This is a genomic window from Mesorhizobium sp. P2_A8 (genome assembly GCF_056404935.1).
In genome coordinates, this window is the sequence record NZ_JBFUDB010000005.1 from 439,769 (window position 1) to 465,786 (window position 26,018).

Genomic DNA, 26,018 nt, shown 5'->3' on the forward strand with positions numbered 1-26,018 from the left:
GCCCCCCGTGAGGGAGCTGGCTGTTACAGGATTGGCTTTCCCTTTCCGTTCAGGCCTTCGATGCCTTGTCGAGGAACAGCTGCGACATCGCGGTCGGTTGCACGCCGGCCACGCCTTTCGCCGTCGCTGTCAGATAGTCGTAGAAATAGCCGAAGATGACCGGCGTTTCTTCGAGCAGCAGGTTCTGGATCTTGCCCGCCGTCGCCTTCTGCGCCTCGAGGTCGAGCGCGGCGATGTAGCTGGTCGCCAGCGTGTCGTAGTCCTTGTTCTTGAAGTGCGCCGCGTTCCAGGTGCCCTCGCTCTTCAAGGGCGCGGCCAGGAAGACGTTCGGCACGCCGCGATGACCGTAGTCGGTGATGCCCATCACCGAATCCAGCCAGTTCGACTTGCCGAACACCGCATCGCCGTAATAGGCGCCCTGGTCGAGGATGTTGAGCTCGAGCTCGATGCCGATCTCCTTGACCCAGTTCTGGATGAGCTGGGCGTATTCGGGGATTTCCAGGTAGCGCTCGGTCGTCAGCGTCACCTTGACGCCCTTGCCGGCACCCGCGGCTTCCATCAGCTGCTTTGCCTGGGCGATATCCTGCTTGCGTTGCGGCACGCTCGCATCGGTCGAGGGATAGGCCGGCGCGAACGGGCTGTCATTGCCGGGCGAAGCACGGCCTTTCATCAGGCCGGCAACCAGCTTGTCGCGGTCGAGGCTGAGTGCAATGGCGCGGCGCACGCGCGGGTCCTTGAAGGGATCGGAATCGCAGCGCAGATGCAGTTGCTGGTGCGCGACCGACTTCAGGCTGATGATGTCGATACCCGGATCGTTGAGCAGTGCGACGCCGGCCAGCACCGGCAACTGGTTGATGATGTCGACCTGTCCGCCCTGCAGTGCCAGGATTTGCGGCTGCGTGTCGGCGAAGAAGGTGAACTCGGTGCGCTCGGGCAATGCCTTCGGTCCCCAATAGTCTTCGTTGCGGACGAAGGAAGCGCCGACCTTTGCCGTGTATTTCTCGATCTTGAACGGCCCGGTGCCGTCGAAGCTCTTCTCGTAGTCGCCCTTGTAGCTCGCCGGGATGATGACGGCGTTGTAATTGTCGGACGACAGCATGTAGGGGAAGTTGCCGTTCGGGGCGTCGAGATGGAATTCCACCGTGTAGTCGTCGACCTTCTTGCTGGCGCCCTTCTGCAGGATGCCGGAGAACACCGAAAGCGCGTTGGACGAGTTTGCCGGATCGGCAAGGCGGTCGATGCTGGCCACGACGTCGTCGGCTTTCATCTCGCCGCCGCTGTGGAATTTCACGCCCTTGCGCAGCTTGAAGGTCCATACCGTGCCTGTGTCGTTCGGCTTCCAGCTCTCGGCCAGTGCCGGCTGCAGCACGAGGTCGGGGCCGTCGACGCAGAGGAACTCGGCAACCTGCTGCATGACCAGCAGGCCGCCGGCGTCCGCGATGGTGACCGGGTCGATCGTCGCCGCCGGCACGCTGCTGGCGACACGTATGGTGGCGCCGGGCGCGCCCTGGGCGCGCGCCAGCGACGGCATGCCGCCGAGGCCGGCTGCCATGCCGATACGGCCCAGCAGCGGCAGCGACAGGCCGAGCAGGCTGCCGTGACGGATGAAGTCGCGGCGGCTGACCCTGCCGTCGACGAGGCCATCGATCAGGTGATTTTCAAGCGGCGAACGATTGCGCCGGATCAGGTCGAGAATGTGATAGTTCTTGCTCATGGGTTTCTACCCTTTCCCCTATGTTCTTATGATCGACGAATTTTTGTGGATTGTTCCATATCCGATCGTCAGAAAGGCCTGCTGACCGGGACTGTAGCATGCGATTTTGTCCGGTCCATCCAGTCGTTGGCGTGGATGCGCCGGATTCCTGGCTGCACTGCTTCCACCGTCCTTGTCCGACCTTCCCGACCGAAGTCGCGGCGGTTGGCTTCTCGTCTGTTGGCAGTTCGTCTTGGCCACTTGCCGTCATCTAGTTCAGCGGCAAACGGCGATAGGTTCCGGGCTTTGCCGGGTCATGATACTTGTTGCAGGGTCCTTTCTCGGTAAAGTCTCTGTGACAGGCGGCGAGGTTTTCCCGCGACAACGTGATGCCGAGACCGGGACCTTCCGGCACCCGAACGACGTTGTTTCTGGGCGAAAACGGCCCTTCCTCGGTGACATCCATCGGCAGCATGCGAAACAGCGACTGGTTCGGCTCCCTGATCCAGCCGAGTGCCGCGCACAAATGCAGATAGGCCGCGCTGCCGATGCCGCTGTCGCCGCTGTAGCACCAGAAATCGATGCCGGCGTGCTCGCAGGCGCCGACGAAACGCAGCAGGCGGCCGATGCCGCCATGCGTCGTCGGATTGCCGACGAAGGCGTCCGGAACCCTGGTTTCCATGGCGCGGGCAATGTCGATGTTGTGGGTCGAAAACGGGATCGAGCAATGGCGCCGCAACTCGCGCATCTCCTCGATGGTCGCAACTGGGTCCTCCCAGTTGCGCACGCCGAGATCTTCGAGCGGCCGCGCCAGCCGCCGCGCCGTCGCCAGCGAATAGGCCTGGTTGGAATCGATGCGGATCATTGCATCGTCGCCGAGTTTGCGGCGGATCAGTTCGACCATTCTGAGCGAGACTTTCGGGTCCTCAGTCGAGAACTTGCCTTCGAAGAACGTCGTCCCGTGGGTCTCGTGCATTTCAACACAATAGTCGGCGACTTCTTCCGGTGTCGTCTCGCCCTTCACCTTTGGGCCGTCACCGCGCAGCGAAAAATAGTCGGTGAACGGGATATCCTTGCGCACAGCGCCACCGAGCAACTGGTAGAGCGGCTGGTTCCATGCCTTGCCGCGCAGGTCCCAGAACGCCATCTCGATGGCGCCGAAGGCCATGATGCGGGTCCGGTCGTTGATCGACTGCACGCCGGTCCAGTAGGGCAGGCAGACATTTTCGGCGCCGGCGATGTCGAAGGCATCGCGGCCGACCAGCCGTGGCGCCAGAACATCATTGATGATCGCGGCTGCCGCCGGTGTCGGCGCCTCGCCGAGGCCGATCAAGCCATCCTCGGTCTCGACCTCGACAATGGTCGGCGAAAATCCGTCGAGCTCGCCGAACACCCAGGCATAGGGCGCCTCGAGGCGCAGGTTGATCGGCGTGGCGGTGATGCTGCGGATTTTCATCTCAGCGGCCGACCTCGAAGAACGGCGCGCCGAGCAGATCGGGAACGACATCGATGCCAAGGCCGGGGCCATCGGGGATGCCCATGCGGCTACCGGTGACCGGCGGCTTGTTCGATGCCGTGCGCACCGTCACCCATTCGTGGAAGGCGATGGCGTGCAACCGGCGCTCCTCGGGCGTCGACAGCGACAGGTGCGCCATCGCCGCGGTGTCGATCTCGGCACCGCCAGTGTCCTCGACGGTGATCATGAAACCGAGGTCGACAGCGAGATCGCGGATCTGCCGCGTCTTCGTCACGCCGCCGAGCCGCGAGATCTTCAGCGTCAGCCCGTCGGCGGCACCCTTGCGATGAATATCGAGCATGTCGTCGAGCGAGGCGACGGATTCGTCCAGCACCATCGGCTTGTCGAGCGAACGGCGCACCGACATGCACTCATCGATGGTGGTGCAGGGCTGCTCGAATGTGTAGTCGATGGCGCGCGTCGCATCAGTGAACTGGCGCGCCTGGTAAGGCGTCCAGCCGGCATTGGCGTCGCAGAAGATGACCGTGCCTTTCGGCACCGAAGCCGCGACCGCGGTCACGCGCTCGATGTCATCATGGACATTGCCGCCGACCTTGACCTGCAGCCGGTGGAAACCGTCCTTGACGATCCGTTTGGCCAGTGCCGCCATGGCGTCGACGCTGCCGTGGGTGACGACCTTGTAGAGCTCCGCGGTCTCGCTCTCCCGGCCGCCGAGCAGCGTCACCAGCGGCACATCGGCGGCCCGCGCCGCCAGATCCCAGCACGCCATGTCGAGCGCCGACTTGATGTAGGGATGGCCCTTGAACACCGTGTCCATCAGTCGGCCGATGCCGGCCAGCCCGCGCGGATCGTGGCCGATGAGATGCGGCGCGATCTCGACCACGCCGGCGCGCACGCCAGCCGCGAAGGCGGGCGAGTAGAAATTGCCGAGCGGCGCCATCTCGCCCCAGCCGGTCAAACCGCTGTCGGAAGTAATGGACACAATCACTGCGTCGAAGGCGTCGGCAACGCGTCCCTTGGACATGCGGTAGGGCCCGTCCACGAAGGGCTGCACGACGTGATAGGCCTTGATGCTCTTGATCTGCACGTTGTCTGTCCGTTGTCTGTTATGTCGGGATGGGCTGCCAGACTGACCGGGCTCAGCTGCCTCCCGGGCCGCTGCGCGCGGGGCTGGCGCGATCGGCTCTGCCGCCCTTGGACGTCCGCTGTTCGAGGCTGCGCGCATAGGCAATCAGTTCCTCGTAATCGAGGCCGATATGCTCCCTGGCATGGCGCTGGGCGGCGCGCATGTCCTTGCCCTTCAGCAGCCGCACATAGGTCTCGTGCACATCTTCGGCCGGCACCGGCTCGTTGCGAGCATGCTGGTGGAGCGCAAAATACATCTGCAGCCGGCTGGTCAGCCGCTGCCAGGTCTCGAGCAGCACCGAATTGTCGGCCCATTCATAAATCAGTCCGTGCAGTTGCAGCGCCGTCTCGATTTGGCGCGTGGTGTCGAGCGCGCGCGTCGCCTGCTTCACGGCCTCGTGACGCTGGTCAAGCTCGTCGAAGAAGCGCTGGTCGCGCAGCGGCCAGGTCTGTTCGATGGCAAACTCGTCCATCACCTTGTTGAACGAATAGGCGTCGTCGATGTCCTTGGCGGTGACATCGATGACGAAGGTGCCGGCATAGGGGATGCTGGTCAGGATGCCTTCCTGCACCAGCTCGCGCATCGCCTCGCGCAGGGGCGCACGGCTGACCCGCATCTGCTCGGAAATCCGGAGCTCGTTGAGCTTCTGGCCTGGTTCCAGCTGGCCGGTCAGGATCGCGCGTCGCAACAGCGCGACGATCTCGGCGCGCCGCGTGGTGTCCGCGATCGGACTGAAATCCGCCTTGCTCATTCGGCCACTCCCAAGGAAACCGAGAGCAAGACAAGCAGATTGTCGACAATCTAACAAGAGGTCATTTTCGGATTCTTGGGGACCGCTGGCGTGTCGCCTCTTCGGCCTCAGGCCGCGCGGCCGTAGAAGCCGACCCGTTCCTCGTCGCTGAACATGACGCCGGGCTTCTCGTAGTATGAAAACACAGCGATCATGCGTTCGCGTTCGCCTTCGACGGTGGTGACGCGATGCGCGGTGTTCTTGCCGCGAAAGACGTTGAGCGTGCCGGGCTTCATGCGCAGGATCTTGGCCTCGGGGTCGCGCCCTTCGAGCAATCTGGCGACGCCGGCATAGTTCGGGTTGTCGTCCGACCGCAGGTCGGTGCGGTATTCGAGGTCGCCGCCGCGTAGCGACTGCTGCAGGAGAAGGGTGGTGGTGAATTCCGAACGGTCGAAATGCCAGTTCAAGGCCTCGCCGGCGCGATAGGCCATCACATTGGTACGCGCCAGCGGGTCCTGCATGACATGCAGCTTGGGCTTGCCCATCGCCGCCGCCAGGAAGCGCAGCAGCGGTTGGAATTCGTAGATGGCAAGCACGACGCTGCCGGGAATCTGGTCGGCACAGACGGTGTGGCTGATGGTCTCGACCTTGCGCAGCGCCGGATGGTCGGGCGCAAGCTCGGGAATGTCCGGCTTGAAGTAGATGTTGTGCATGCGCTTGTGCACGTGCGACCGCGCAGCCATGACCGGCTGGATTTCCCGCACGGCCTTTTCAGCAACGCCGGGCCGCAAAAACCCCTCGAGATTGAACATGCCGTCGGCTTCGAGCGCGGCGATGGATTGGTCGACGAGGCGCTGCCATTCGGCGCTGCCTTCGCGGTCGAGCGGATAGCGGTCGAGATCGAGGATGTCTTTCATGATCATGGCTCCGAGGTTTCGAGCCTATGAGACGGCAAAAAAATCTTTCTCTCAACGCGGAAAATTATTAGGATTGGGCAAGAAAAACTTTTGGGAAGATTGGCGTGGAACGGTTACCGCCACTGAATGCGATCAAGGCCTTCGAGGTTGCGGCGCGGGCCGGCAGCTTCACCTTGGCTGCGGCCGAACTCGGCGTGTCGTCGGCGGCGGTCAGCCAGCAGATACGCAACCTCGAAACCTGGTTCGGCAAGCAATTGTTCGTGCGCAGTGGCAACCGCATCGCGCTGACCGACGCCGGCCACGCCATCTATCCGCAGACCGCGCGGGCACTCGGCGACATCGCGGCGATCGGCCGGCGCATGCTGGAAGGCGGTCTGCGGACGCGTCTTGTCGTCAGCGTGCCGTTTTCGCTGGCCGAGCTGTGGCTGGCGCCGAAGCTGGCCGTGCTTCTCGATGCCTTCCCGCAAATGGCGATCGACGTCCGGGTCGAGGACGATCCAGTCGACCTGATGCGCCAGAACATCGACCTGCGCATCAGCTATGGCGATTATCACTATCCCGGATTGAAACTCGTCCGGCTTGTCCATGATGACGTCCTCCCGGTCTGCGCGCCGGACTTCTGGCATAAGCACGGCAATGGCGATCCGGGTCTGGCGGACCTGCACGAGAGCCTGTTCATCCACACCAATTGGGGCCCGAACTATGCCTCGCACCCGACCTGGGCCGATTGGTTCGCGGCGTCCGGAGGCGGTCGCTCGCCCGACCCGTCGCACGGGCGGCGCGTTGGCCTGTCCAGCCTCGCGATCACCTCGGCGAGGCTGGGTCTCGGCATCGCCCTTGGCCAGCGGGTCATGGCGCGCGCCGACCTGGAGGCCGGCCGGCTGATCGCGCTGTCATCCGTCTCGGTCCGCCTTGGCCACCCCTATTGCGCGTTCATGCCGCCGGCCAAGGCTGATCGTGCCGATGTCGCCGGTCTGGTCGAACTGCTCATGAAAACGGCGCCCCCGACCTGACCGGTCGAAGGCGCCGTTGAAGCCAGACCTGACGGGGGTGTTCAGGTGGCCGGCTTTTCCGGCAGCGGAGAGATCGGCATTCCGGGTCCGATCTTCTGCAGATTGCCTGTTATCACCTGATCGCCTTCGGCCACGCCGCTCAGGATCGCCACCTGATCGCCGCTGGTCGGTCCGAGCGAGACCAGCCGCTGGTCGACCGTATTGCCCTTGCCGACGACATAGAGATATTTGCCGAGCTGGCTCGAGCCGAGCGCCGTCTGCGGCACCATCAGCGCATCGGCCTGCTGCTTCACATGCAGCCGGACGCGAACATACTGGCCCGGCAGCAGCGTGAACTTGCCGTTGCCGATCGTCGCCCGCGCCGTGATGGTACCGGTCGAACGGTCGACCGTATTGTCGATGAAGGTGAGTTCGCCCTTCTGGCTGGCTTCGGTCTCGCCGGGAAGCAGGACTTCGACTTCGATCGGACCAGCCGCACGGGCCTGTTCGATCTGGGCCAGATCCGTCTCGCTCGGATTGAAGGTGACGTAGATCGGGTCGAGCTGCACCAGCGTGTTGAGCACGGTCCCGGCAACGCTGACCAAGGTTCCGACCGAGGCCTGGTTGCGCCCCAGGCGTCCGGCAAACGGCGCACGGATTTCGGCATAGCTCAGATTGAGCTCCGCCGTGCGGACCGCCGCCTGGTTGAGAGCCAGCGACGCCTGTGCTTCGCGCAAGGTGCTGGTGCGCTGGTCGAAGCCGTCCTTGGCGAGGTAGCCGCTCTTGGCAAGCTCGGTGCCGCGACCGAGATTGGACCGGGCATAGTCGAGCGTTGCCGTGTCGCGCTGCACCTGCGCCTTCGCCTGGTCGAGTGCCGCCTGGAAGTCATCAGGTGAGATCTTGTAGAGAAGATCGCCTTGGCGGACGTCGACGCCGTCAGCCGCGGTCTGCTCCTGCAGATAGCCTGGAATCCTGGCCTGCAAGGTGATGTTGCGGATCGGCTCCGTCCGCGCGGCATAGTCGAGGTAGATCGGGATCGTCTTCTTGACGACGCTGATCACCGGCACCGGCATGACGAACGCCGCGGGGGCGGGCGCCGCACCGGCGGTGCCGGCATTGAGGCTGACATTGCCCATGTCGAGCAGGTGGACGCTGGCCACCGAGATCGCTCCCAGCGCGACAGCCGTTCCCAACGCGATTTTCCATTTACGCATGATTAGTCTCCAATCTTATTCGGCCGCTTCCGCCAGGGGAGGGAAGGCGGGTTCGGCAGTTGGTTCAGTGTGTTCAGCGGCGGGCTCGTCATTGCCACGGCGTTCGCGCAGCTGTTCGATGACCGCGTAGAAGACCGGCACGAACACCAGCGACAGGATGGTCGCCGCGACCATGCCGCCAAAGACGGTGGTGCCGATCGACTGACGGCTTGCTGCACCGGCGCCGGTCGCGAACATCAGCGGCAGCACACCGAGGATGAAGGCAAAGGCCGTCATCAGGATCGGCCGCAGCCGCAGTCGTGCAGCCTCCATCGCCGCGTCGACGATGCTGAGGCCCTCCTCGCGTCGTCGCCGGGCGAATTCGACGATCAGGATGGCGTTCTTGGCCGCCAGGCCGATCAGCATGACGAAGCCGATCTGCGAGTAGACGTCGATCTGCATGCCACGCGCCCACAGCACCACGAACGCGCCGAACAAGGCGAGCGGCACCGCCAGCAGCACCATGAACGGCATCGCCCAGCTCTCATACTGCGCCGCCAGGATCAGGAAGACGAAGACGATGGCGAGGCCGAAGACGACGGACGCGATCGACCCTGCCTTGAGCTCCTGGAAGGTGATGCCGGTCCATTCGAAACCGAAATCCCTGGGCAGGGCGGTGGCCGCGGCCCGTTCCATCGCGGCGACCGCCCGGCCCGAGGAAAAGCCCGGAGCGGCGCCGCCATTGATCGAAGCCGACGCGTTGTTGTTGTAATGCGGCACGGTTTCCGGGCCGACGAACGGCACGAGCTTGCCAAGTGTGCTCAACGGCACCATGCCGCCGGAGGCATTGCGCACATAGAGCCGCGAAATGTCGGCCGCACCCGCACGTGCATCCTTGTCGGCTTGTATGGTCACCCGGAAGGTGCGGCCGAACAGGTTGAAGTCGTTGACGTAGAGCGAGCCGAGATAGATCTGCAGCGTGTTGAACACATCCGGCAGGTTGAGGCCGAGCAGTTTCGCCTTGCTGCGATCGAGATCGTAGTTGAACTGCGGCGTCGAGGTCGAGAACGGCGAAAACAGCTGCTGCGGATTGATCTCCGGCTGCTTGCGCGCCTCTGCGATCACGGCTTGCGTCGCATCGTTGAGGGCTGAACTGCCGCGGCCGGTGAGATCCTCGACGACGAACTCGAAGCCGCCCGTGGTCCCGATACCCGGGATCGAGGGCGGGTCGAAGCTCAGCGCAAAGGCTTCCGGAATCTGCAGCAGCTTGCCGCGCACGTCGGCGACGAGCTTCGACGCGCTCTGGTCGGGACTGCGCTCCTCCCAAGGCTTCAGGATGGCGAATTCGACCGCCGAATTCGACTGCGCCGCACTGGTCAGGAAGTTCAGGCCGCTGATCGAGCCGACGATGTCGACGCCGGGCGTCGCCTGCAGGATGTCGCGCGCCTTCTTCGCCACCGCGTCGGTGCGCTCCAGCGAAGCACCGTCGGGCAACTGGATGACGACGAAGAAGTAACCCTGGTCCTCGACCGGAAGGAAGGTCGAGGGCAGGCGCTGCCAGACGAAATAAGTGGCGACCAGACCGGCCGCGAACAGGCCAAGCATGATCCAGCGCAAGCGGATCAGTATGCGCACGCCATGGGCATAGGCATGCGACAGCCGGTCGAAGCCGGTGTTGAACCAGCGGAACAGCACGAACTGCGTTGGCGGTCGATGCCGCAGGAAGGTGGCACTGAGCGCGGGGCTGAGCGTCAGCGAGTTGAAGGCGGAGATGCCGACGGAGATCGCCACCGTCAGCGCGAACTGGTTGTACAGCTTGCCGGAGACGCCGGGAATGAAGGCGACCGGCACGAACACCGCCATCAGCACGGCGGTGGTGGCGATGATCGGACCGGTGACCTCGGCCATCGCGGCCTTGGTCGCCGCCAGCGGCTTGAGCCCGGCCTCCAGCTGTCGTTCGACATTCTCGACCACGACGATGGCATCATCGACGACGAGGCCGATCGCCAGCACCATGCCGAGCAGGCTCAACATGTTCAGCGAGAAGCCAAGCATCTCCATGACGACAAGCGTCGCCACCAGCGATACCGGAATGGCGATGGTCGGGATGATCGTCGTGCGCCAGCTTTGCAGGAAGAGGAACACCACGGCGACGACCAGGACCAGCGCTTCAGCGAGCGTGATCAGCACGTCATGCATCGACGCCGAGACGAAGCGTGTCGTGTCGTAGTGCATCGCGTAGGAGACGCCCTTGGGGAAACGGCCCGACAGCTCCTGCATCTTGTCCTTGACGCGCTGTTGCAGATCGAGCGCGTTGGAGCCTGGCATCTGGTAGACGGCAAGCACGACGGTTGGATCCTTGCCGAAAAAGGCCGACGATGAATATTGCAGGGCGCCGAGCTCGATACGGGCGACGTCGCGCAGCCGCACCAGCGAGCCGGTGTCGGTGTTGGCGCGCACGACGATATCGCCGAACTCCTTGGGATCGCTCAACCGGCCGACGGCATTGACCTGCATCTCGAACGCAGTGCCGGCGGGCGCCGGCGACTGGCCGATCTTGCCGGCCGCCACCTGGACGTTCTGCTCGGCAATCGCATTCTGGACGTCGACGGCGGTGATGCCGAGATTGGCGAGCTTGTCCGGGTCGAGCCAGACGCGCATCGAATAGCGCCGCTCGCCGAAGATCTGCACATCGCCGACACCGGGCAGCCGCTTCAACGGATCGACCACCTGCAGATAGGCGAGATTGCTCAGCGCCACCGGATCGACCGAACTGTCCGGCGAAGTCAGGTTGACGATGAGGACGAAGTTCGGATTCTGCTTCTTGATCGTCACACCGCCCTGATTGACGATCGCCGGGAGCGACGAGGCGGCCTGCGAGACGCGGTTCTGGACGTCGACGGCGGCGGTGCTCAGGGAGTAGCCGACATCGAAGGTGATGGTGATGGTCGAGGAGCCGTCATTGGAGCTCGTCGACGACATGTAGGTCATGCCTTGCACGCCGTTGATCTGCTGCTCAAGCGGCGTCGTCACGGTATCGGCAACCACCTGCGCGCTGGCGCCTGGATAATGGGCGCTGACCACGACCTGCGGTGGTGTGATGTCGGGAAACTGCGAGACAGGCAGCAGGAAATAACAAATCGTCCCGGCGAGCACCATGATGATGGCGATCGCCGAGGCGAAGATCGGACGGTGGATGAAAAAGTTTACCACGACACACACGCCTCCCCGGCTGCTCTTGCCTTGCCGAAGGCACTGGCAACCCTGGACAGCCTTTGGCCGCGCCCCTCACCAGGCTCTTCCAGCGAACGCAGCAACGGCACCTCGCGGCGCTGCGCATCGGCGAGCGAGCGCAGCATTCTCTCGAAGGCGCGCGGGTCGACGCCATCTGCTTTCATGACCAGCCGGATCATCGGATCCCGGACGGCTTCATCTATGGTAAGATCGCGGCGCTGTGGCATTGGCCGGCTCCTTGTCTGTCGATTCGCAGCCCATGCTCGCAAACCGTTTTTCATCTCTTCACCGGCCAAAGCCGCATGACCTGCAATTTTCGCCATCTCGATCTCGCTCATGTTGATCTGGTAGGACCAGTTCACAGCCTTGTGATTGACGAGTGGCGATATAGGTGTTACCAGTAAGTAACATTCGTGACGTTACAGACCGGTAACACCCTAGTCAAGAGGCGTACCGAGGGATTTTTGGGAAACCAAGGAGGTTTTGATGGAAGACGGCACTGTGGAACGCGCTCGCCCCCGGGACAGGATCCTGGAGACGGCGCAGGACATGTTTCACAAGCATGGCATCAAGGGCGTCGGCATCGACGCGATCACTGAGGCCGCCGGAACCAACAAGATGACGCTCTATCGCCATTTCGATTCCAAGGACGACCTCATCATCCAATGCCTGCGCGCCACCGCCTGCAAGGCTGGTGCGATGTGGGAAAAATTCGAAATCGAACACCCCGGCGACAAGCTGGCTCAGCTGCATGCCTGGGTTCGTGTTGCTGCCGATATGCTCAGGGCGGACGGCCGCGGCTGCGACATGGCCAATGCCGCCGTCGAGTTGAGCGAGACCGACCATCCGGCCAGGCGCGTGATCAAGGAACTCAAGGAGGCCCAGCGCGATCGCCTCGTGACGCTGTGCAGGGATGCCGGCATCGGCCAGGCCGAGCTACTTGCCGATACGCTGTCGCTTCTGCTCGAAGGCGCCCGTGTCAGCGTTCAAAGTGTCGGTACGGAAGGCCCCAGCGCGCAGTTTGTCCGCATGGCTGAAGGGCTGATCGTGTCCTTCCGAGGCACTTCAGCCGGCTGAATTCTTCGCAGCTGTTGACTGCCCCATCCGATCTCGTAGCCGAGAATGAAGACGCCTCACGTCTTTTGGCGTGAGCAGCGCTGCAACCGTCGTTGACCGGAACGAAAAAAGCCCGCTGCCGGGAGGAGGTGGCAGCGGGCTCGATTTCGAATGTGGCGCGGGAGGAGGTGCACCCCATTCAGCGTCGGCATCGCATCTGGGAGGAGTAGATGGCCGACAACTCCAAACTAGAGGTTGCCCAACGATTCGGCAATCGTGGATCGTGCATAGCAGCTGTGCAGATTTGCTGTATCACCCGCGAAAGTTGTCGAGTGTGACCGAAAAAGCTCAGGTGGGGTTCACTGCACCGGAACGTTTTCCCTGAAGATCAGGCGCGGTTCGATGAACTTCCTTGTCAGATAGGGCGCCGAGGATGCAATCGAGCCAAGCAGGCGAATGACCGACTGTTCGGCGATCAGCCTGGCATTCTGGTCGATGACGACATCGAGCAGGTCGTCGACGAGATAGCCCCGAGTGTCCCGGGTGAGGTCGTGACAGATGAACACCGGCTTGCGATTGGGCCTGGCGTCCCGGATCGCCTTTGCAACACCCGAATGTCCGGCTCCGACGCAATAGATGCCGAGCAGTTCGGGCTCGTTGTGCAGCGCCTTCATGGTCGCGGCATAGCTGACGTCGGGCTCGTCGTTGATCTCGACGGCGCTGCTGACGGTCAGGTTGGGAAACTCCTCGTTGAGCACCGAGCGGAACCCCATTTCGCGTTCTTCATGACCGCGATAGGAGCGCGAGCCGACGACCATCGCCAGATGGCCGGTCCGGCCGCCGAGGAATCGTCCCATCAACAGCGCCGCCGTTCGCCCCGCCACCCGGTTGTCGATGCCGACATAGGCCGATCGCGGGGCTGCCGGCACATCGGACACCAGCGTCACCAGGCGCATGCCGGCATCGACGATGTCGCGCAGGATGTTGCGCGTGCGCGGATGGTCGACGGCGATGACACCGACGCCATTGGCCCTGAGCGAGAGGTTTTCGACGGCGGTCTGCAGTGCGTTCGGCGAGATTCCGGCGAGGTTGTGGATCCGGCACGAGGCGACAAGCGGCAGCCGCGCGGCGTAGTCCTCGATATGTCCGGCGAGATCGCGCATGAAGGCATTGCTGCCGATCGGCAGCAGGAATTCGAGATGGGCAGGCCGCGACGGCAGCGTCACCTGGTCGGCGACCGGCAGGTAGCCGAGCTGCTTGGCGGCCTCCATGACGCGTTGCCGGTTGGCGGCACTCGCGCCTGGCCGGTTGTTGAGCACCCTGTCGACCGTTGCTGTCGACAGCCCGCAATTGCGGGCGATATCCGAGACGGTGGCTTTCATGCCGCAACCCACAGCCCGCAATTGCGGGCGATATCCGAGATGGTGGCTTTCATGCCGCAACCCTATGTGCCGATGCGATGCCGCGCCAGACGAGCGATGCGATTTGAGGTGACGGATGATTGCCACCCGTCAGCCGGATGATCATTCGACTGCCTCGACAAGACGTCTTTCGCCCGTTCTCAGGCGATGGCTTGCCACCCGCCTCAGTGCGATGGCTTGCCATCGGCGATGGCATCGCGGATTTCCTTGTCCGACATGCCGGTGATGATCCGTTCGACTTCCGCCACGCTGGTCTTCTTCGGGTCGATGTCGTCGGCGACCACCTTGCCCCGGCGCATGACGACGATGCGGTCGACCACCTGAAAGACGTGGTGGATGTTGTGGGCGATGAAGATGCACGAATGGCCGGAATCGCGAGCGCTGCGCACGAAGCTCAGCACGCCCTGTGTCTCGGCAACGCCGAGATTGTTGGTCGGCTCGTCGAGGATGATGAGGTCGCTGTCGAAATGCATGGCGCGCGCGATCGCCACCGCCTGCCGCTCACCGCCGGAGAGCGAGCCGATCGGTGTCGTTGGCGGGATGTTCTTCGAGATGCCGACCTGCTTGAGCAGATCGCGGGCGACCGTGTTCATGGCGTCCTGGTCCATCCGGTTGAGGAAACGCGGCGGCTTGATCGGCTCGCGCCCGAGGAACAGATTGCGGGCGATCGACAATTGCGTGACCAGTGCCGAGTCTTGGTAGATCGTCTCGATGCCGTGGGCGATGGCATCGCTGGTGCTGCGCAAATTCACTTTCTTGCCGCGGATGAAGATGTCGCCGCTGGTCAGCGGAACGGCACCCGAGAGCACCTTGATCAGCGTCGACTTGCCGGCGCCATTATCGCCGAGCAGGCCGACGATCTCCCGTTCATTGACATGGAAACTGGCGTCCTCGAGTGCCTGCACGCGGCCATAGGACTTGCGGATGTTCTGCATGCGGATCAGTGGCTCGGCCATGGTTCAAGTCCCTGCCTGATGCCGGCGTTCCAGCCATGAATGGAGCGCCATCATGCCAAGGATGATCGCCCCGATGAAGATGTTGTAGGCGAGGCCGGGCACGCCGATCAGCACGATGCCGTTGCGCATGACGCGCAGGATCAGGATGCCGAGCACGGTGCCGATGATCGTACCGCGCCCGCCGGTCAGCGCCGTGCCGCCGATCACCACCATGGCGATGACTTCGAGCTCATAGCCGGTGCCGCTGTTGGGGTTGGCGGCGGAAGTGCGCAAGGAACTGATGACGCCGGCAAGCGAGGCCATCAGCGATGACAGCACGAACAGGCCGATCTTGACGCCGCTGACATTGACGCCGCGGGCGCGCGCCGCATTGGGATTGCCGCCGGCCGCCTGGATCCAGTTGCCGGTACGGCTTTGCGTCAGGACATAGCCGAGCGCGATGGCCGCCGCGATGAACCAGAACAGCGACATGTAGATGCGGAACGGTCCGATGAAGAAGTCGCCGACCAGCGCCTCCGCCAGCCAGCTGCCTTCCGCGCTCCAGGTGCGCTGCGGAAAGCCGTCTGTGACGAAAAGGGCGGTGCCGCGCACCACCAGCAGCATGCCGAGCGTCACCAGGAAGGACGGGATCTTGAGCTGTGTGACGAACCAGCCGTTGACCAGCCCGATGAAGGCGGCGACCAGCAGCGCTGCGACAAAGCCGACCTCCAGCGACGTGAGGCCGCTGTTGAACAGCGTCCACATCAGCACCGGCGAGAAGCCGAACAACGAACCGACCGAAAGGTCGAACTCGCCTGACGTCATCAACAGCGTCATCGCCAGCGCGATCAGGCCGAGTTCGACCGTGAAGGCCAGCGTGTTCGATATGTTCTGTGGCGACAGGAAGTCGTGGTTGATGCTCCAGAAAACGGCGATCTCGATGACGAGCAGCACCAAGGGGCCGAATTCAGGCCGCGCGATCAGGCGTTGGATGAGTGAACGATGTTCCACGAGCAACCTGCGACAGGATTGGAAAGGCTGGGCCTTGCGCATCCGCATGCGAAGGGCTCGGCGAAAAGGAAGAAGCCAGTCGCGACCGCCGAAGCAGTCGCGACCGTCTGAGTTTGAGGTCTTACTTGCCGGACAGAATCTTGTCGTAGACCGCGGCGGTGTCCTTTTCGTAGAGCGCGCCGGTGATCACGTTGAAGCCCGGAGGAATGCCGCTGGCGGCCATGTTGGCCAGGGAGAGTGCGACATAGCTGGTTGCCTGCGGATCCTGCCACTGGCCGGCATTGACGTAGCCGTTCAGCACTTCCTGGGTGGTGTCGAGCGAGTTGCCCCAGCCGACAACCGGAATTTCGCCAGGCTTGATGCCGACCTGGTCGAACACCCGCTTGATCGAGCCGGTGACCAGATCGCCGAGGCCGATGATCGCCTTGACCTTGGCCTTGTTGGCGGTGAGGTAGTCGACCATGCGGTTGATCACTTCGGCCTGGTCGAGCGTCGCTTCGGTCACTTCATAGGTGATGCCGAGCGGCCCGAAGACGCTCTTGATGCCTTCCTCTTCCTGGACGCCATAGGTGGCGCCGGGGACCTCGACCGGCATCCAGACAAAGTCGCCTTTCTTCACCAGGCCCTTGTCGACCAGATACTGCGCCCAGTGCTTGCCGAAGGTGACGTTGTCGCCGCCGACATAGGCGTTGAAGTTGGCCTTCGGGTCAGGCGTGTTGAAGTTGATGATCGGGATGTTGGCCGCGCGGGCTTCCTTGACGATCTCGACAAGGCTGCCCGGATCGGGACTCGTGGTGACGATGCCATCGGCCTTGGCGGAGAGAGCGGCGCGAACCGCTTCCTGCTGCGAGGCCACGTCGCCATTGTGGAACGAGGTGTTGACGGTGTTGCCGGTGTCCTTGGCCCATTGCTTGGCGCCAGCCAGGAAGTAGGTCCAGACCGGGTCAGCCGGGCCGCCATGCGAAATCCAGTAGAACGTCTTGGCCTGTGCCGCTGCCGGAACAATCGTCAGCGCCACCAACAGGCCATATAGAACGAGTCTTAGCCGTGTCAGCATTTGATTTCCTCCCGTTGTAGATGGTCAGTTCCGAATCCGTCCCTTGTCCCGGCGACCGCCGGATTGCGTCTTTTGCCAGCGCCGGTTGGATGCATCAGAGCATTCCCTTTTTCGACGGATGGCAAGCCTCCATCTGCAGATGTAGTTGGCGCCTGACGAGGCGCCATCAACGGTCCCATCAGATTGCATCAGTTGAGGTGATTTTTCGCGGCAGTCGCAGGGTTGGCGTCGACGATGCCGCCGGCGCCGACCTGGATCACTCCGGCAAGCCCCGCCATCGTGCCCATCAGCACCAGCGTCAGCCGCCCCACCTTGGCGGTCGGAATGCCGGCATGGCGGCGGCTTTTTGGGCGAAGGCCGACTAAATGAAATCCGCCTTCGACAGATCGCGCATCAGATGGCTGGCGCCGTAGGTCCAGTGCGGGCAGTCGGGCGACAGCCGCACCCGGTTGACCAGCGCGCCGAATTTCTCCGACGAGATCGTGACGATATCGCCGACCTTGTGGGTGAAGCCCTTGCCCTTTTCGCCGCGATCCTTCGACGGCACGAACATGGTGCCGAGATAGAGCGCCAGCCCGTCCGGATACTGGTGGTGCGGGCCCATGGCGGCGGCAACCAGCTCTTCCGGCGAGCGGCTGATCTCGGCCATCGAGCTCGCGCCCTCCAGCGAAAACCCATCCTCGCCCTCGACCTTCAGGTGCACCACGGCCCGCTTCACGTCGTCGATCGAGAAGGTGTCGTCGAACAGGCGGATGAAGGGGCCGAGGGCGGCCGAGGCATTGTTGTCCTTCGCCTTGCCGAGCAGCAGCGCCGAACGCCCTTCGACGTCGCGCAGATTGACGTCGTTGCCGATGGTCGCGCCGACGATCCTGCCGCTGCTGGCGGCGAGCATGGCGATCTCGGGCTCGGGATTGTTCCAGGTCGACACCGGGTGCAGGCCGACATCGGCGCCGAAACCGACCGAGGCCATCGGCTGGCACTTGGTGAAAATCTCGGCATCGGGGCCGATGCCGACTTCCAGATATTGCGACCAGGCACCGCGTGCGATGAGCTTGGCCTTGATCTCCATCGCTTCAGGCGAGCCCGGCTTCAGCTTCGACAGATCGTGGCCGATCAGCCCGGCAATGTCGGCGCGGATGGCGTCCGCCTTTTCCGCCGAACCGCGCGCCTGTTCCTCGATCACCCGTTCCAGCAGGCTGACGACGAAAGTGACGCCCGAGGCCTTGACCGCCTGCAGGTCGGCCGGCGACAGGAGATAGGGTTTGTTCGCATCCCGCGTGGCCTCAAAACTGTTGGCGGCGATGGCGTCGAGCGAGCCGATCGGCGTGCCCTTGGCCGACCGCACATGGCCGGCAGGATCTGGCATCTCGCAGACATCCCGCACGGTTGGTGCCGTGCTCGACGTGATGTCGAAGACGGTGCCGTCGCGCACCGTGACCACCAAAGGATGGGGCGCGGCCGGTGATCGGGTACGGCCGAGAAAGACACCGTCGTCTGGCAGAAAGATCATGTTCGCAACTACTCTCTCGTCACAGGGCAGAATGATTTAACATTGTGAAGTGCCACGGTCTGTTCTTCAAGTCGGCATGTGGCAGAGCGACAGACGCGTAACCGAAAGGCCTTTGTCGGCATGTCTCTGCGCCGACGGCGCCGAACGCCACCTCGCGCTCCCGATTCATTGTCACAGCTCATCCCAGCGTAGACGCAAATGCCCGCTTGTCGATCTGCCATGTTCCAGCCTGGTTAGGCCGCTGCCATGATGGGCGTCCACCGCATGTGAAACCGGTTCGAAACAGAAGAAATCGGCATCTCGTGCTGGCGAATAGAGAACGAAGATGTTCAGCGACGGCGATGCCTCGATCGTAACGACGATAGCGTCATCCGGCTGGACAATCGAGGCGCGGCCATCCCAGCCTTCGAAGGCATTGTTGACCCAGGTGTCGGGAAGCGGCACAGCTCTAGAAAAATCCCAGTCCGTACGGGAGGCAACCGACACAACAGTCGTCGGCAGGTGGCGTTCGTCCTCCAGCCAGACCCTTGTCGCCGATGCTTGGAGCAAGGTATGCGGGCTGCGCGGAAACCACGGATGGAAGCCGAGCCCGTAGGGCAGGCGCATGGCGGCCCGGTTCTCGACTGTCAGGACCGCAGCCAGCGCGCCATCCTCCAGTGCGTAGCGGACGCTTGCATGGTAGCGATAAGGCCCGATTGCCCCGTTTTCCAGAACCAGCTCCATTTCGGTGCTGGTTCGTCGTGTCAGCCGCCACGGTCTTTGAAAGCCATCGCCATGGAGCGGGAACGGTTCGCCTTCGACATTGGGTTCGATCGCATGGAAGCGCCCTTCGAACTCGAAGCCCCCGCCGGAAATGCGGTTCGACCATGGAACCAGCAGTTGCGATCCGAACTTCAGCAGGCCCGTCGATGGCTTGATGAGAGGGGTCGGCGGCCTGCCGGGGCGCAGGGCATCGTAACGCAGGATGGCAGCCCCCTCGCAGGGCCGCACGACGAGGCTGGCGCGCCCATCGGCAAGTTCGACCGCGTCGCTGCTCGTCATGGGCGGACCGTCACGGCTACCAGCCGCCGTCGACATGGATATTCTGACCACTGATCATGTCCGAGCCCGGGGAAACAAGGAACAGTACGAGATCGGCGACATGCTGCGGCTCGATGCGGCGTTTCAGGCTCTGGTTGGTCAGGATCCAATCGTTGTATTCCTTGAGGCGCTCTCCGAAAACGCGCTCCTCCGCCTCTGAAACGACGGCGCCGGGCGACACCGCGTTCACGATGATGCCGTGCGGTCCCAATTCCCGCGCCAGCGACTTCGTGAGACCGAGCATGGCGCCTTTCGAGGCAACATAGGGCACATAACCGTCCCAGCGGCCGTTCAGCGTCACTGAACAGAAATTGACGATCCTCCCGTGGCCCTTGGTCTTCATGCCGGGAGCGCAGGCACGCACCAGCGCGAAGGCGGCGGAGGAATTCACGCGGATCTGGTCCTCGTATTCGGCGAGCGAAAATTCCTCGAACGGACGGTTGATGATGAGCGCCGCATTGTTGATCAAGATGTCAATCGCGCCTTCTTCGTTGGCGAGCGCCTTGACCACGGCCTCGGCTTCGGCCAAGCGGTTTAAGTCGCATCCGACATAGACGATCGCACCGTTGTTGGCCGCCGCCAACTCAGCTGCGATCTCGGGTCCTTCGACAGTCTCCGGGCGATCCAGCAAAAGCACGCGAGCGCCGGCACGAGCAAGCGCCGCAGCCTGGGCACGGCCGAGCGAACCCAGACCGCCCGTCAGGAGTGCCACTTTGCCGGAAAGGTTCGTCATGGCCATCACCCACGTCTCAAAGCACGCTGTGGACTTCGTCGATGGAGGTATCCTCGATGCGCTTGTCGAGCACGACCTCGCCGCGCGCCATCGCGACCACACGATCACAGCAATCGAAAACATGATGCATGTTGTGGCTGATGAAAACGCCTGTCACCCCTTGTGCCTTTAGACCACGAACGAAGCCGATAACCTTGTTGGTCTCCTTGACCGAAAGGTGATTGGTCGGTTCGTCGAGGATCATCACCTTCGACTTGAAATGCATGGCGCGCGCGATGGCGACACCCTGTCGCTGGCCGCCTGACAATTCACCGACCAGCGCGTCGGGTGAGCGAAGATGTAGGTCGACATTCGCAATCGCCTTGATGCTTTCGCTGCCCATCCTCTTCTGGTCGAGGACGCCAACACCGAATACGGAAAACCGAGTTGGTTCCCTGCCGATAAACAGGTTCCTGGCGATCGACATGGTCGGAACCATGGAATTGTACTGGTAGATGGTCTCGATGCCGAGGTTCATCGCATCGCGAGGGCGGGCGATCCGCACCGGTTTGCCTTCGACCAGTATCTCGCCCTCGTCGGCTGTATGGACGCCTGACAGGATGTTGATGAGCGTCGACTTGCCGGCGCCATTGTCGCCAATAAGCCCGAGCGCCTCGCCCCGTTTGAAGTCGAGGCTCACGCCCTTCAGCGCATGGACGCCCGAGTACCATTTGTGAAGATTGCGGACGGAGATGATCGCGTCGTCCATGCGTCAATTCTCCATCTTGATCGCCTTGGCACGCTTGCGCATCCAGGCATTGGCGACGACCGCGAAGATAGTCAGCAAACCGATCGCGAATTTGAACCAGTTCGCGTCGACCTGGGAGAGCACAAGCCCGTTGTCGATGATGCGGATCAGGATCGTGCCGATGATACCGCCTGCGACCGTGCCGATGCCGCCAGCGAGCGAGGCGCCGCCGATGACAGCCGCTGCGACTGCCTGGAGTTCCAGCCCCTCGCCTATGGAGGGCAAAGGAGAGCCCAGTCTCAGCACTTGCAGCATGCCGGCGAAACCGGACAGCATCGAGCAAAGCATGAAGCAGGCGAGTTTTACCCTGGCGGTCGGGATGCCCATCGAGGCGGCAGCGGGAAGGAAGCCGCCGGTGGCCTTTATCCAGTTACCGAAATTGGTTCTGGAGAGCATCAGCGATGTCAGCACTGCAATTCCGGCGAACCACAGGAACGACATGCGGAACATGTGGCCGGGACCGACAAACGAAGTGAACAACCAGTTTGGCAAGTCGGCGGGAAGCAGCGGTGGAAACCCGCCCGAGACCACGATCGTCAGCGACCGGGCGATGAACAACATGCCGAGCGTGGTGATGAAGCTCGGGATCTCGAACCAGATCGTCACATAGCCGTTGATGAAGCCGATCACCGCGCAAACGACAAGGCCGGCCAGCAAGGCAAGCGGGAAAGGGACGCCCTCGACCATGAGGACGGCCATCGACATGGGCATCAGCGCGAATACGGACCCAACCGACAGGTCGAACTCGCCGCTGATCATCAGGATGGTGACGCCGATGGCGACGAGGCCCGTTTCGGGCAGAATGCCGAGCATGCCGCGAAGGTTGTCCTGGTTGAGGAACACGCCATTGGAGCGAACCTCGAAAATCACCACCAGAATTACCAACAGGATCAGTCCCGCCAATTCCGGCTTTTCCAGATAGGTCTTGAAGATGCGTTTCAAGGCAGGCTCCAGAAGTTCGAGGCAAGGGACGCCCGACGGCGCGAGTGCCGCCGGGCGAACATATGGTTACGTTGGCCTAACGCAGGCCTTGCGCGGAAAGCGTCATGATCGCGTCGGCCTGATCCGGACGCACGATGCCCTGGCCCGTGTCGATGTCGGAGGGTGCCAGACCCACCTTCTTGTTCAGGTAGGCTTCCATCACCGGCATGAAGCCCTGCATGTAGGGCTGCTGGTCCACCAGGGCCTGCACATAGCCCTTCTGCATCTGCTGCAGAACCTCAGGCACCAGATCGAAGCCGCCAAGAAGGACCTTGCCGGGCGCGACGCCGCGATCCTGCAGCGACCGCGCAACGCCCGCGCACCAGAAGCCGGTGTCGAAATAGGCGGTGGTGTCGGGATGCGCATTGAGATAGGCGCCGACACGATCGGACGTGACCGCAAGGTCCGTTCCGCTGTCGATCCGCTCCCATGAGACTTGGCGGTCGGGATGGGCCGTCTTGTATTCCTCCAGGAACTGCATCACGCCTGCGCCGCGACTTTCCGACCAGTTCTGGCCTGGTGCGGAAATGCCGACCAGAACCTTGATTGGCCCTTCTTTCGGGAAGCTGTCGGAAATCGCCTTGCCGAGCGAATAGCCTGCCGGCTTGAAACCTTGCCCTATGAAGGCCTGTCGCGCATTGCCCTTGGCGCCTTCGGTGTCATCGACATTGACGGCAATCACCAACACACCGGCATCGCGCGCCTCCTTGATGACGTCGTCGAACGCCTTGTTGTCGACGATCGAGGTCAGCAAGGCATCCGGCTTGGCGGCAAGGGCAGCGCGCATATTGGCGAGTTGCTGCTCGACCGAACCTTCGGTCTGGGTGAAAATCATATTGCATTTGGCCTCGACCTTGCCGCAGGCATCGTCAAAGCCCTTCTTCACTGCCTGCCAGAAGGTATTTGAGGCGGACGAATGGTGCGTAAAGACGATGTTGAGCCCGTCAGCGCTGGCGGCGGAAGGCCCGGCGAGCAGCGTGGTGGCGAGCAAAAGTGTTGCAGTCAGTCGTTTCATTGCTATTCCTCCCGTTGAGTATTTTTCAGATGTCCGCCTTGTCTGAGACACGGCGATGGACGGTGTAGGCCCGACCGAGGTCGGGATTGAGTTCCAGCCCGAGACCCGGGCCGGGTGGCACGGTGATCATGCCGTCCTTGACTTCCGGTAGCGCAGTCACAAGATCGCGATACCAGGTCCGGTAAAATGCCCGCACGCTCTCCTGCACGAGTGCGTTGGGCGCGTTGAGAGACAAATGGGTGGACGCCGCCAGAACCACCGGTCCGGTGCAGTCGTGCGGGGCGACTGGCAGGTGCCAGGCCTCCGCCATCGCTGCAATCTTGCGTGCCTCCGAAAGCCCGCCGCACCAGGAGATGTCCAGCATGACGATGCCGGCAGCCCCGGTCTCCAGAAGGTCGCGGAACGCCCAGCGACTGCCCAAGGTCTCTGACGCCGAGATCGGCGCCGGGCTCGCGGCCTCATAGCGCTTGAGATCGGCGAGGCCATCCATGCGGATGGGATCCTCGTGCCAGTACGTGCCATAGGGTGCCAGCGCTTTGGCGATCTTGATCGCCGGTAGGAGCTGCCACATGGAGTGGAACTCGACCATGATGTCGATCTTGTCGCCGACGGCTTTGCGAACCTTCTCGAAAGGCTGCAGCGCGGCTTTGAGGTCGGCGGCGGTAATATCCTGCCCCCGGCTCTTCTCGGCGGCATGGTCGAAAGGCCAAATCTTCATGGCCGTGATACCGTCTTCAAGGAGTTCCGCCGCCAATTCGTCGGCGCGGTGGAGAAACCCGTTCAGATCGTCATAACCCTGCCTTGTGCCGAGACCGTAGTTTGCCGTGGTCTGTCCCTTGCCGTCCTTGATATACTCGGTACCGGCGCAGGTGTTGTAGGTACGAATGGACTGCCGCGAAAAGCCTCCCAGAAGTTGCGCAATCGGCTGGCCAGTCGCCTTGCCGAAAATATCCCAGAGCGCGATGTCGAAGGCGGAATTGCCGCGGACTTCGACGCCGCTTGAGCGGAAGCCGAGATAACCAACCAGATCCGCGGAAAGCAGATCGATCTGCAGCGGATCGCGGCCGATCACGCGTGGCGCGACATATTCGTGGACGTATTCCTCGACCGTGCGCGCCATGAAGAAGGTTTCGCCAAGGCCAGTGATGCCTTCGTCGGTATGCACCTCGACCCAGAGCAGATTGGGCCGCTCTTCGATGCGGATGGTCTCGATCGAGTGGATTTTCATGCGATCCCCGCATCGATCAGCGCCTTGACGCTCTTGTCGAAATGCGCGGCCATATGTTCGGCGGCAAGTTGCGGATTTCCCTCGACGATCGCCCTGGCTATATCTCCGTGGCCCTCGATCATCTTGATCTGCTCTTCCTCGGTGGCGCGCGTACGCCAGCCGATTACCCAGGTGCGTCTCGTGACACCGCTGAAGGCGGTGATGATCAACGAGAACACCGGGTTGTGAGAGGCCCGCGCGATGACCTCATGGAACGCGATATCGTGTTCCATGACGATCTCGGGCACGCGATAGTTCTCGCGCATCAGCCGCGCGCATTTTTGTATTTCAGCCGCCTCCACGTCGGTCCGCCGGAGTGCGGCGAGGGCCACCGTGCGCATTTCGATGGTACGGCGCACATCATAAACCTGATGGACGCTGATCTGTTCGGTGGTGATGCCATGCTCGATCACCATCGACATCGCACCAGTGTCGAGCTTGGCGACGCTGGCGCGCCGACCGGCGCTCATATCGATCAGGCGCATTGCCGACAGCGATCGAAACGCCTCCCGTACCACTGTCCGCGAGACGCTAAGCTTGCGGGTCATATCGGCTTCGCTGGGCAGAAGGTCGCCAGGGCCGAGGCCTTCAACACGGATGTGTTGAGTGATGGCCTGAATGGCGGCGCTCACCAAGCCGGGACTGGTCTCCTCTGGCGTCATGCTGCGATCGCTCACCATTTACCCCAAACCTGTATGACATGTTTTCTTGAAATGTGTATATCTTTGTGAAATTCTGTCTGTCAAGTGCCGCCAACGGCGCGATAAACGAGGCGCGGCAGGGATAGCGGAGAGATGCAGGCGATTTTCGTATTCAATGCTCAGGATGTCGTCGGGGAGAGCCTGATCTGGGACCAGGACAGGAAGGCTCTGGTCTGGGTGGATATCATCGGGCGGCGCATCCACCAGCTCGATCCGGGCACTCTCGACCACCAGAGCTGGCAAGCACCGGACCTCGTAACCTCGATCGGCCTGCGCAGGGACGGTGGTGCAATCGTCGGGCTGCGAAAGGACGTGGCTCTGTGGGATTTCGGAGAAACCTTCAGGACGATCGCAACGATCGAACCGGATAGTCCGGACACCCGGTTGAACGAAGGCGTGGTCGCTCCGGACGGCTCATTCTGGATCGGCACCATGGAAAACAATATCGGCCCCGACGATCTTCCGCGCGATATTTCGCGAGATGCGGGGCGGATCTATCGCGTCGACATTGCCGGCGCTGTAGAGGCGCTCAGCGCCGATCGCTTCGGTATCACCAACACAATGGTCTGGACGGCGGATGACACCTTCGTCACGGCGGATACGACGAAGAACCAGCTTTTCCGCTATCATTGGGATAGGATGCAGTCGCGAATAACCGACAGGCGCCTTTTCTTCTCCGGCTTTTCGCGCGGTCTGCCGGATGGGTCGTGCATGGATGCGGAGGGCTATGTCTGGAATTGTCGCGTTGCGGGGGGCGGCTGTCTCGTCCGCATCTCTCCCGGGGGAGTTCTCGACAAAGTCGTGGAACTGCCCTGCAGCTGGCCGACGAGTTGCGCTTTTGGCGGCGAGAATTTCGATACTCTCTTCGTCACCTCGGCGCGATTTACGATGAGTGGGCTACACTTGCGGGCAAATCCGCAAGAGGGCGGATTGTTCGCGGTGCGCACAGGCGTTCAAGGCACGCCGACCAACCGGTTCGGATGAGATGGTTCTTACCCAACGCTCCCCAAGACGGAAGGCTTGCTGGACCTGCGGCGGCAATTTCCACAATTGCGGGCAAGGACCGCACGTTTTGATAGCGGGAGGAGCGTTGTTTCATCCG

At 62.6% G+C, this 26,018-nt stretch carries 24 protein-coding genes; 3 read left to right on the forward strand and 21 right to left on the reverse strand.

Annotated elements, in window-relative coordinates; translation table 11 throughout:
* Window positions 1–49 precede the first annotated feature (49 nt).
* The 5 genes from AC1D10_RS17260 to AC1D10_RS17280 form a co-directional block, all read right to left on the reverse strand.
* Window positions 50–1,714, reverse strand: a complete 1,665-nt coding sequence (locus tag AC1D10_RS17260) for an ABC transporter substrate-binding protein (RefSeq protein WP_477273830.1) — start codon at window positions 1,712–1,714, stop codon at window positions 50–52.
* A gap of 250 nt (window positions 1,715–1,964) precedes the next feature.
* Window positions 1,965–3,149, reverse strand: coding sequence for a mandelate racemase/muconate lactonizing enzyme family protein (locus tag AC1D10_RS17265; protein ID WP_477273832.1), 1,185 nt, complete (start codon window positions 3,147–3,149; stop codon window positions 1,965–1,967).
* 1 nt (window position 3,150) lies between these two features.
* Window positions 3,151–4,257 carry a mandelate racemase/muconate lactonizing enzyme family protein gene (locus AC1D10_RS17270; protein ID WP_477273834.1) on the reverse strand — a complete coding sequence of 369 codons (1,107 nt, stop codon included), beginning with the start codon at window positions 4,255–4,257 and terminating at the stop codon, window positions 3,151–3,153.
* A 52-nt stretch (window positions 4,258–4,309) separates the two neighbouring features.
* Window positions 4,310–5,047 carry a GntR family transcriptional regulator gene (locus AC1D10_RS17275; RefSeq protein WP_477273836.1) on the reverse strand — a complete coding sequence of 246 codons (738 nt, stop codon included), beginning with the start codon at window positions 5,045–5,047 and terminating at the stop codon, window positions 4,310–4,312.
* A gap of 107 nt (window positions 5,048–5,154) precedes the next feature.
* Complete coding sequence (locus AC1D10_RS17280; protein ID WP_477273838.1) at window positions 5,155–5,943, reverse strand: HalD/BesD family halogenase; 789 nt, start codon at window positions 5,941–5,943, stop codon at window positions 5,155–5,157.
* Window positions 5,944–6,047: 104 nt separating this feature from the next.
* On the opposite strand from AC1D10_RS17280, the gene AC1D10_RS17285 reads away from it, so the two are divergent.
* On the forward strand, window positions 6,048–6,956 hold the full coding sequence (locus tag AC1D10_RS17285) for a LysR substrate-binding domain-containing protein (RefSeq protein WP_477273840.1): 909 nt from the start codon (window positions 6,048–6,050) through the stop codon (window positions 6,954–6,956).
* A 41-nt stretch (window positions 6,957–6,997) separates the two neighbouring features.
* On the opposite strand, the gene AC1D10_RS17290 is transcribed toward AC1D10_RS17285, so the two are convergent.
* From AC1D10_RS17290 to AC1D10_RS17300, 3 genes are read right to left on the reverse strand one after another with little or no spacing between them, the layout of a single operon-like run.
* Window positions 6,998–8,149, reverse strand: a complete 1,152-nt coding sequence (locus tag AC1D10_RS17290; protein WP_477273842.1) for an efflux RND transporter periplasmic adaptor subunit — start codon at window positions 8,147–8,149, stop codon at window positions 6,998–7,000.
* A 15-nt stretch (window positions 8,150–8,164) separates the two neighbouring features.
* Window positions 8,165–11,341, reverse strand: a complete 3,177-nt coding sequence (locus tag AC1D10_RS17295; RefSeq protein WP_477273844.1) for an efflux RND transporter permease subunit — start codon at window positions 11,339–11,341, stop codon at window positions 8,165–8,167.
* Entirely contained in the window at window positions 11,335–11,700 is a 366-nt protein-coding gene (locus tag AC1D10_RS17300; protein WP_477273846.1) for a hypothetical protein, read from the reverse strand. The genes AC1D10_RS17295 and AC1D10_RS17300 overlap by 7 nt, the downstream gene beginning before the upstream one ends.
* Window positions 11,701–11,848: 148 nt before the next feature.
* Here AC1D10_RS17300 and AC1D10_RS17305 point away from each other — a divergent pair, with 148 nt between their 5' ends.
* Complete coding sequence (locus AC1D10_RS17305) at window positions 11,849–12,439, forward strand: TetR/AcrR family transcriptional regulator (RefSeq protein ID WP_379105582.1); 591 nt, start codon at window positions 11,849–11,851, stop codon at window positions 12,437–12,439.
* 338 nt (window positions 12,440–12,777) lie between these two features.
* Here AC1D10_RS17305 and AC1D10_RS17310 read toward each other — a convergent pair whose 3' ends face one another.
* The 13 genes from AC1D10_RS17310 to AC1D10_RS17370 form a co-directional block, all read right to left on the reverse strand.
* Window positions 12,778–13,800 carry a LacI family DNA-binding transcriptional regulator gene (locus tag AC1D10_RS17310; protein ID WP_477273849.1) on the reverse strand — a complete coding sequence of 341 codons (1,023 nt, stop codon included), beginning with the start codon at window positions 13,798–13,800 and terminating at the stop codon, window positions 12,778–12,780.
* A gap of 203 nt (window positions 13,801–14,003) precedes the next feature.
* On the reverse strand, window positions 14,004–14,795 hold the full coding sequence (locus AC1D10_RS17315; protein WP_477273851.1) for an ATP-binding cassette domain-containing protein: 792 nt from the start codon (window positions 14,793–14,795) through the stop codon (window positions 14,004–14,006).
* 3 nt (window positions 14,796–14,798) lie between these two features.
* Window positions 14,799–15,785 carry an ABC transporter permease gene (locus AC1D10_RS17320; RefSeq protein WP_111547193.1) on the reverse strand — a complete coding sequence of 329 codons (987 nt, stop codon included), beginning with the start codon at window positions 15,783–15,785 and terminating at the stop codon, window positions 14,799–14,801.
* A 121-nt stretch (window positions 15,786–15,906) separates the two neighbouring features.
* A complete protein-coding gene (locus AC1D10_RS17325) occupies window positions 15,907–16,842 on the reverse strand; it encodes a substrate-binding domain-containing protein (protein ID WP_477273853.1) in 936 nt (311 codons plus the stop codon).
* Between the two features lie 188 nt (window positions 16,843–17,030).
* Window positions 17,031–17,153, reverse strand: coding sequence for a hypothetical protein (locus AC1D10_RS17330; protein WP_477273855.1), 123 nt, complete (start codon window positions 17,151–17,153; stop codon window positions 17,031–17,033).
* 50 nt (window positions 17,154–17,203) lie between these two features.
* The gene (locus tag AC1D10_RS17335) at window positions 17,204–18,352 is read right to left on the reverse strand and encodes a fumarylacetoacetate hydrolase family protein (protein WP_477273857.1); all 1,149 of its coding nucleotides are present in this window, start codon (window positions 18,350–18,352) and stop codon (window positions 17,204–17,206) included.
* 171 nt (window positions 18,353–18,523) lie between these two features.
* Window positions 18,524–19,393 carry an aldose 1-epimerase gene (locus AC1D10_RS17340; RefSeq protein WP_477273859.1) on the reverse strand — a complete coding sequence of 290 codons (870 nt, stop codon included), beginning with the start codon at window positions 19,391–19,393 and terminating at the stop codon, window positions 18,524–18,526.
* A gap of 16 nt (window positions 19,394–19,409) precedes the next feature.
* A complete protein-coding gene (locus AC1D10_RS17345) occupies window positions 19,410–20,165 on the reverse strand; it encodes an SDR family oxidoreductase (RefSeq protein ID WP_477273861.1) in 756 nt (251 codons plus the stop codon).
* A gap of 16 nt (window positions 20,166–20,181) precedes the next feature.
* Window positions 20,182–20,913, reverse strand: coding sequence for an ATP-binding cassette domain-containing protein (locus AC1D10_RS17350; RefSeq protein ID WP_477273863.1), 732 nt, complete (start codon window positions 20,911–20,913; stop codon window positions 20,182–20,184).
* Between the two features lie 3 nt (window positions 20,914–20,916).
* Window positions 20,917–21,894, reverse strand: a complete 978-nt coding sequence (locus AC1D10_RS17355) for an ABC transporter permease (RefSeq protein WP_477273865.1) — start codon at window positions 21,892–21,894, stop codon at window positions 20,917–20,919.
* Between the two features lie 76 nt (window positions 21,895–21,970).
* Window positions 21,971–22,948, reverse strand: coding sequence for a substrate-binding domain-containing protein (locus AC1D10_RS17360; RefSeq protein ID WP_477273867.1), 978 nt, complete (start codon window positions 22,946–22,948; stop codon window positions 21,971–21,973).
* Window positions 22,949–22,973: 25 nt separating this feature from the next.
* A complete protein-coding gene (locus AC1D10_RS17365; protein ID WP_477273869.1) occupies window positions 22,974–24,176 on the reverse strand; it encodes a mandelate racemase/muconate lactonizing enzyme family protein in 1,203 nt (400 codons plus the stop codon).
* Window positions 24,173–24,895: a FadR/GntR family transcriptional regulator gene (locus tag AC1D10_RS17370; protein ID WP_477273871.1), complete on the reverse strand. Its 723-nt coding sequence runs from the start codon at window positions 24,893–24,895 to the stop codon at window positions 24,173–24,175. The genes AC1D10_RS17365 and AC1D10_RS17370 overlap by 4 nt, the downstream gene beginning before the upstream one ends.
* Window positions 24,896–25,009: 114 nt before the next feature.
* Between AC1D10_RS17370 and AC1D10_RS17375 the strand changes: the two genes are divergently transcribed.
* On the forward strand, window positions 25,010–25,900 hold the full coding sequence (locus AC1D10_RS17375) for an SMP-30/gluconolactonase/LRE family protein (protein WP_477273873.1): 891 nt from the start codon (window positions 25,010–25,012) through the stop codon (window positions 25,898–25,900).
* Window positions 25,901–26,018 lie beyond the last annotated feature (118 nt).

What these genes read in the sequence shown, in the direction of transcription:
- AC1D10_RS17260 (WP_477273830.1), bottom strand. Translation starts at nt 1,714, where the DNA reads ATGAGCAAGAACTATCACATTCTCGACCTGATCCGGCGCAATCGTTCG.
- AC1D10_RS17265 (WP_477273832.1), bottom strand. Translation starts at nt 3,149, where the DNA reads ATGAAAATCCGCAGCATCACCGCCACGCCGATCAACCTGCGCCTCGAG.
- AC1D10_RS17275 (WP_477273836.1), bottom strand. Translation starts at nt 5,047, where the DNA reads ATGAGCAAGGCGGATTTCAGTCCGATCGCGGACACCACGCGGCGCGCC.
- AC1D10_RS17280 (WP_477273838.1), bottom strand. Translation starts at nt 5,943, where the DNA reads ATGAAAGACATCCTCGATCTCGACCGCTATCCGCTCGACCGCGAAGGC.
- AC1D10_RS17290 (WP_477273842.1), bottom strand. Translation starts at nt 8,149, where the DNA reads ATGCGTAAATGGAAAATCGCGTTGGGAACGGCTGTCGCGCTGGGAGCG.
- AC1D10_RS17300 (WP_477273846.1), bottom strand. Translation starts at nt 11,700, where the DNA reads ATGAGCGAGATCGAGATGGCGAAAATTGCAGGTCATGCGGCTTTGGCC.
- AC1D10_RS17305 (WP_379105582.1), top strand. Translation starts at nt 11,849, where the DNA reads ATGGAAGACGGCACTGTGGAACGCGCTCGCCCCCGGGACAGGATCCTG.
- AC1D10_RS17310 (WP_477273849.1), bottom strand. Translation starts at nt 13,800, where the DNA reads ATGAAAGCCACCGTCTCGGATATCGCCCGCAATTGCGGGCTGTCGACA.
- AC1D10_RS17315 (WP_477273851.1), bottom strand. Translation starts at nt 14,795, where the DNA reads ATGGCCGAGCCACTGATCCGCATGCAGAACATCCGCAAGTCCTATGGC.
- AC1D10_RS17325 (WP_477273853.1), bottom strand. Translation starts at nt 16,842, where the DNA reads ATGCTGACACGGCTAAGACTCGTTCTATATGGCCTGTTGGTGGCGCTG.
- AC1D10_RS17335 (WP_477273857.1), bottom strand. Translation starts at nt 18,352, where the DNA reads ATGATCTTTCTGCCAGACGACGGTGTCTTTCTCGGCCGTACCCGATCA.
- AC1D10_RS17340 (WP_477273859.1), bottom strand. Translation starts at nt 19,393, where the DNA reads ATGACGAGCAGCGACGCGGTCGAACTTGCCGATGGGCGCGCCAGCCTC.
- AC1D10_RS17345 (WP_477273861.1), bottom strand. Translation starts at nt 20,165, where the DNA reads ATGACGAACCTTTCCGGCAAAGTGGCACTCCTGACGGGCGGTCTGGGT.
- AC1D10_RS17350 (WP_477273863.1), bottom strand. Translation starts at nt 20,913, where the DNA reads ATGGACGACGCGATCATCTCCGTCCGCAATCTTCACAAATGGTACTCG.
- AC1D10_RS17360 (WP_477273867.1), bottom strand. Translation starts at nt 22,948, where the DNA reads ATGAAACGACTGACTGCAACACTTTTGCTCGCCACCACGCTGCTCGCC.
- AC1D10_RS17365 (WP_477273869.1), bottom strand. Translation starts at nt 24,176, where the DNA reads ATGAAAATCCACTCGATCGAGACCATCCGCATCGAAGAGCGGCCCAAT.
- AC1D10_RS17370 (WP_477273871.1), bottom strand. Translation starts at nt 24,895, where the DNA reads ATGGTGAGCGATCGCAGCATGACGCCAGAGGAGACCAGTCCCGGCTTG.
- AC1D10_RS17375 (WP_477273873.1), top strand. Translation starts at nt 25,010, where the DNA reads ATGCAGGCGATTTTCGTATTCAATGCTCAGGATGTCGTCGGGGAGAGC.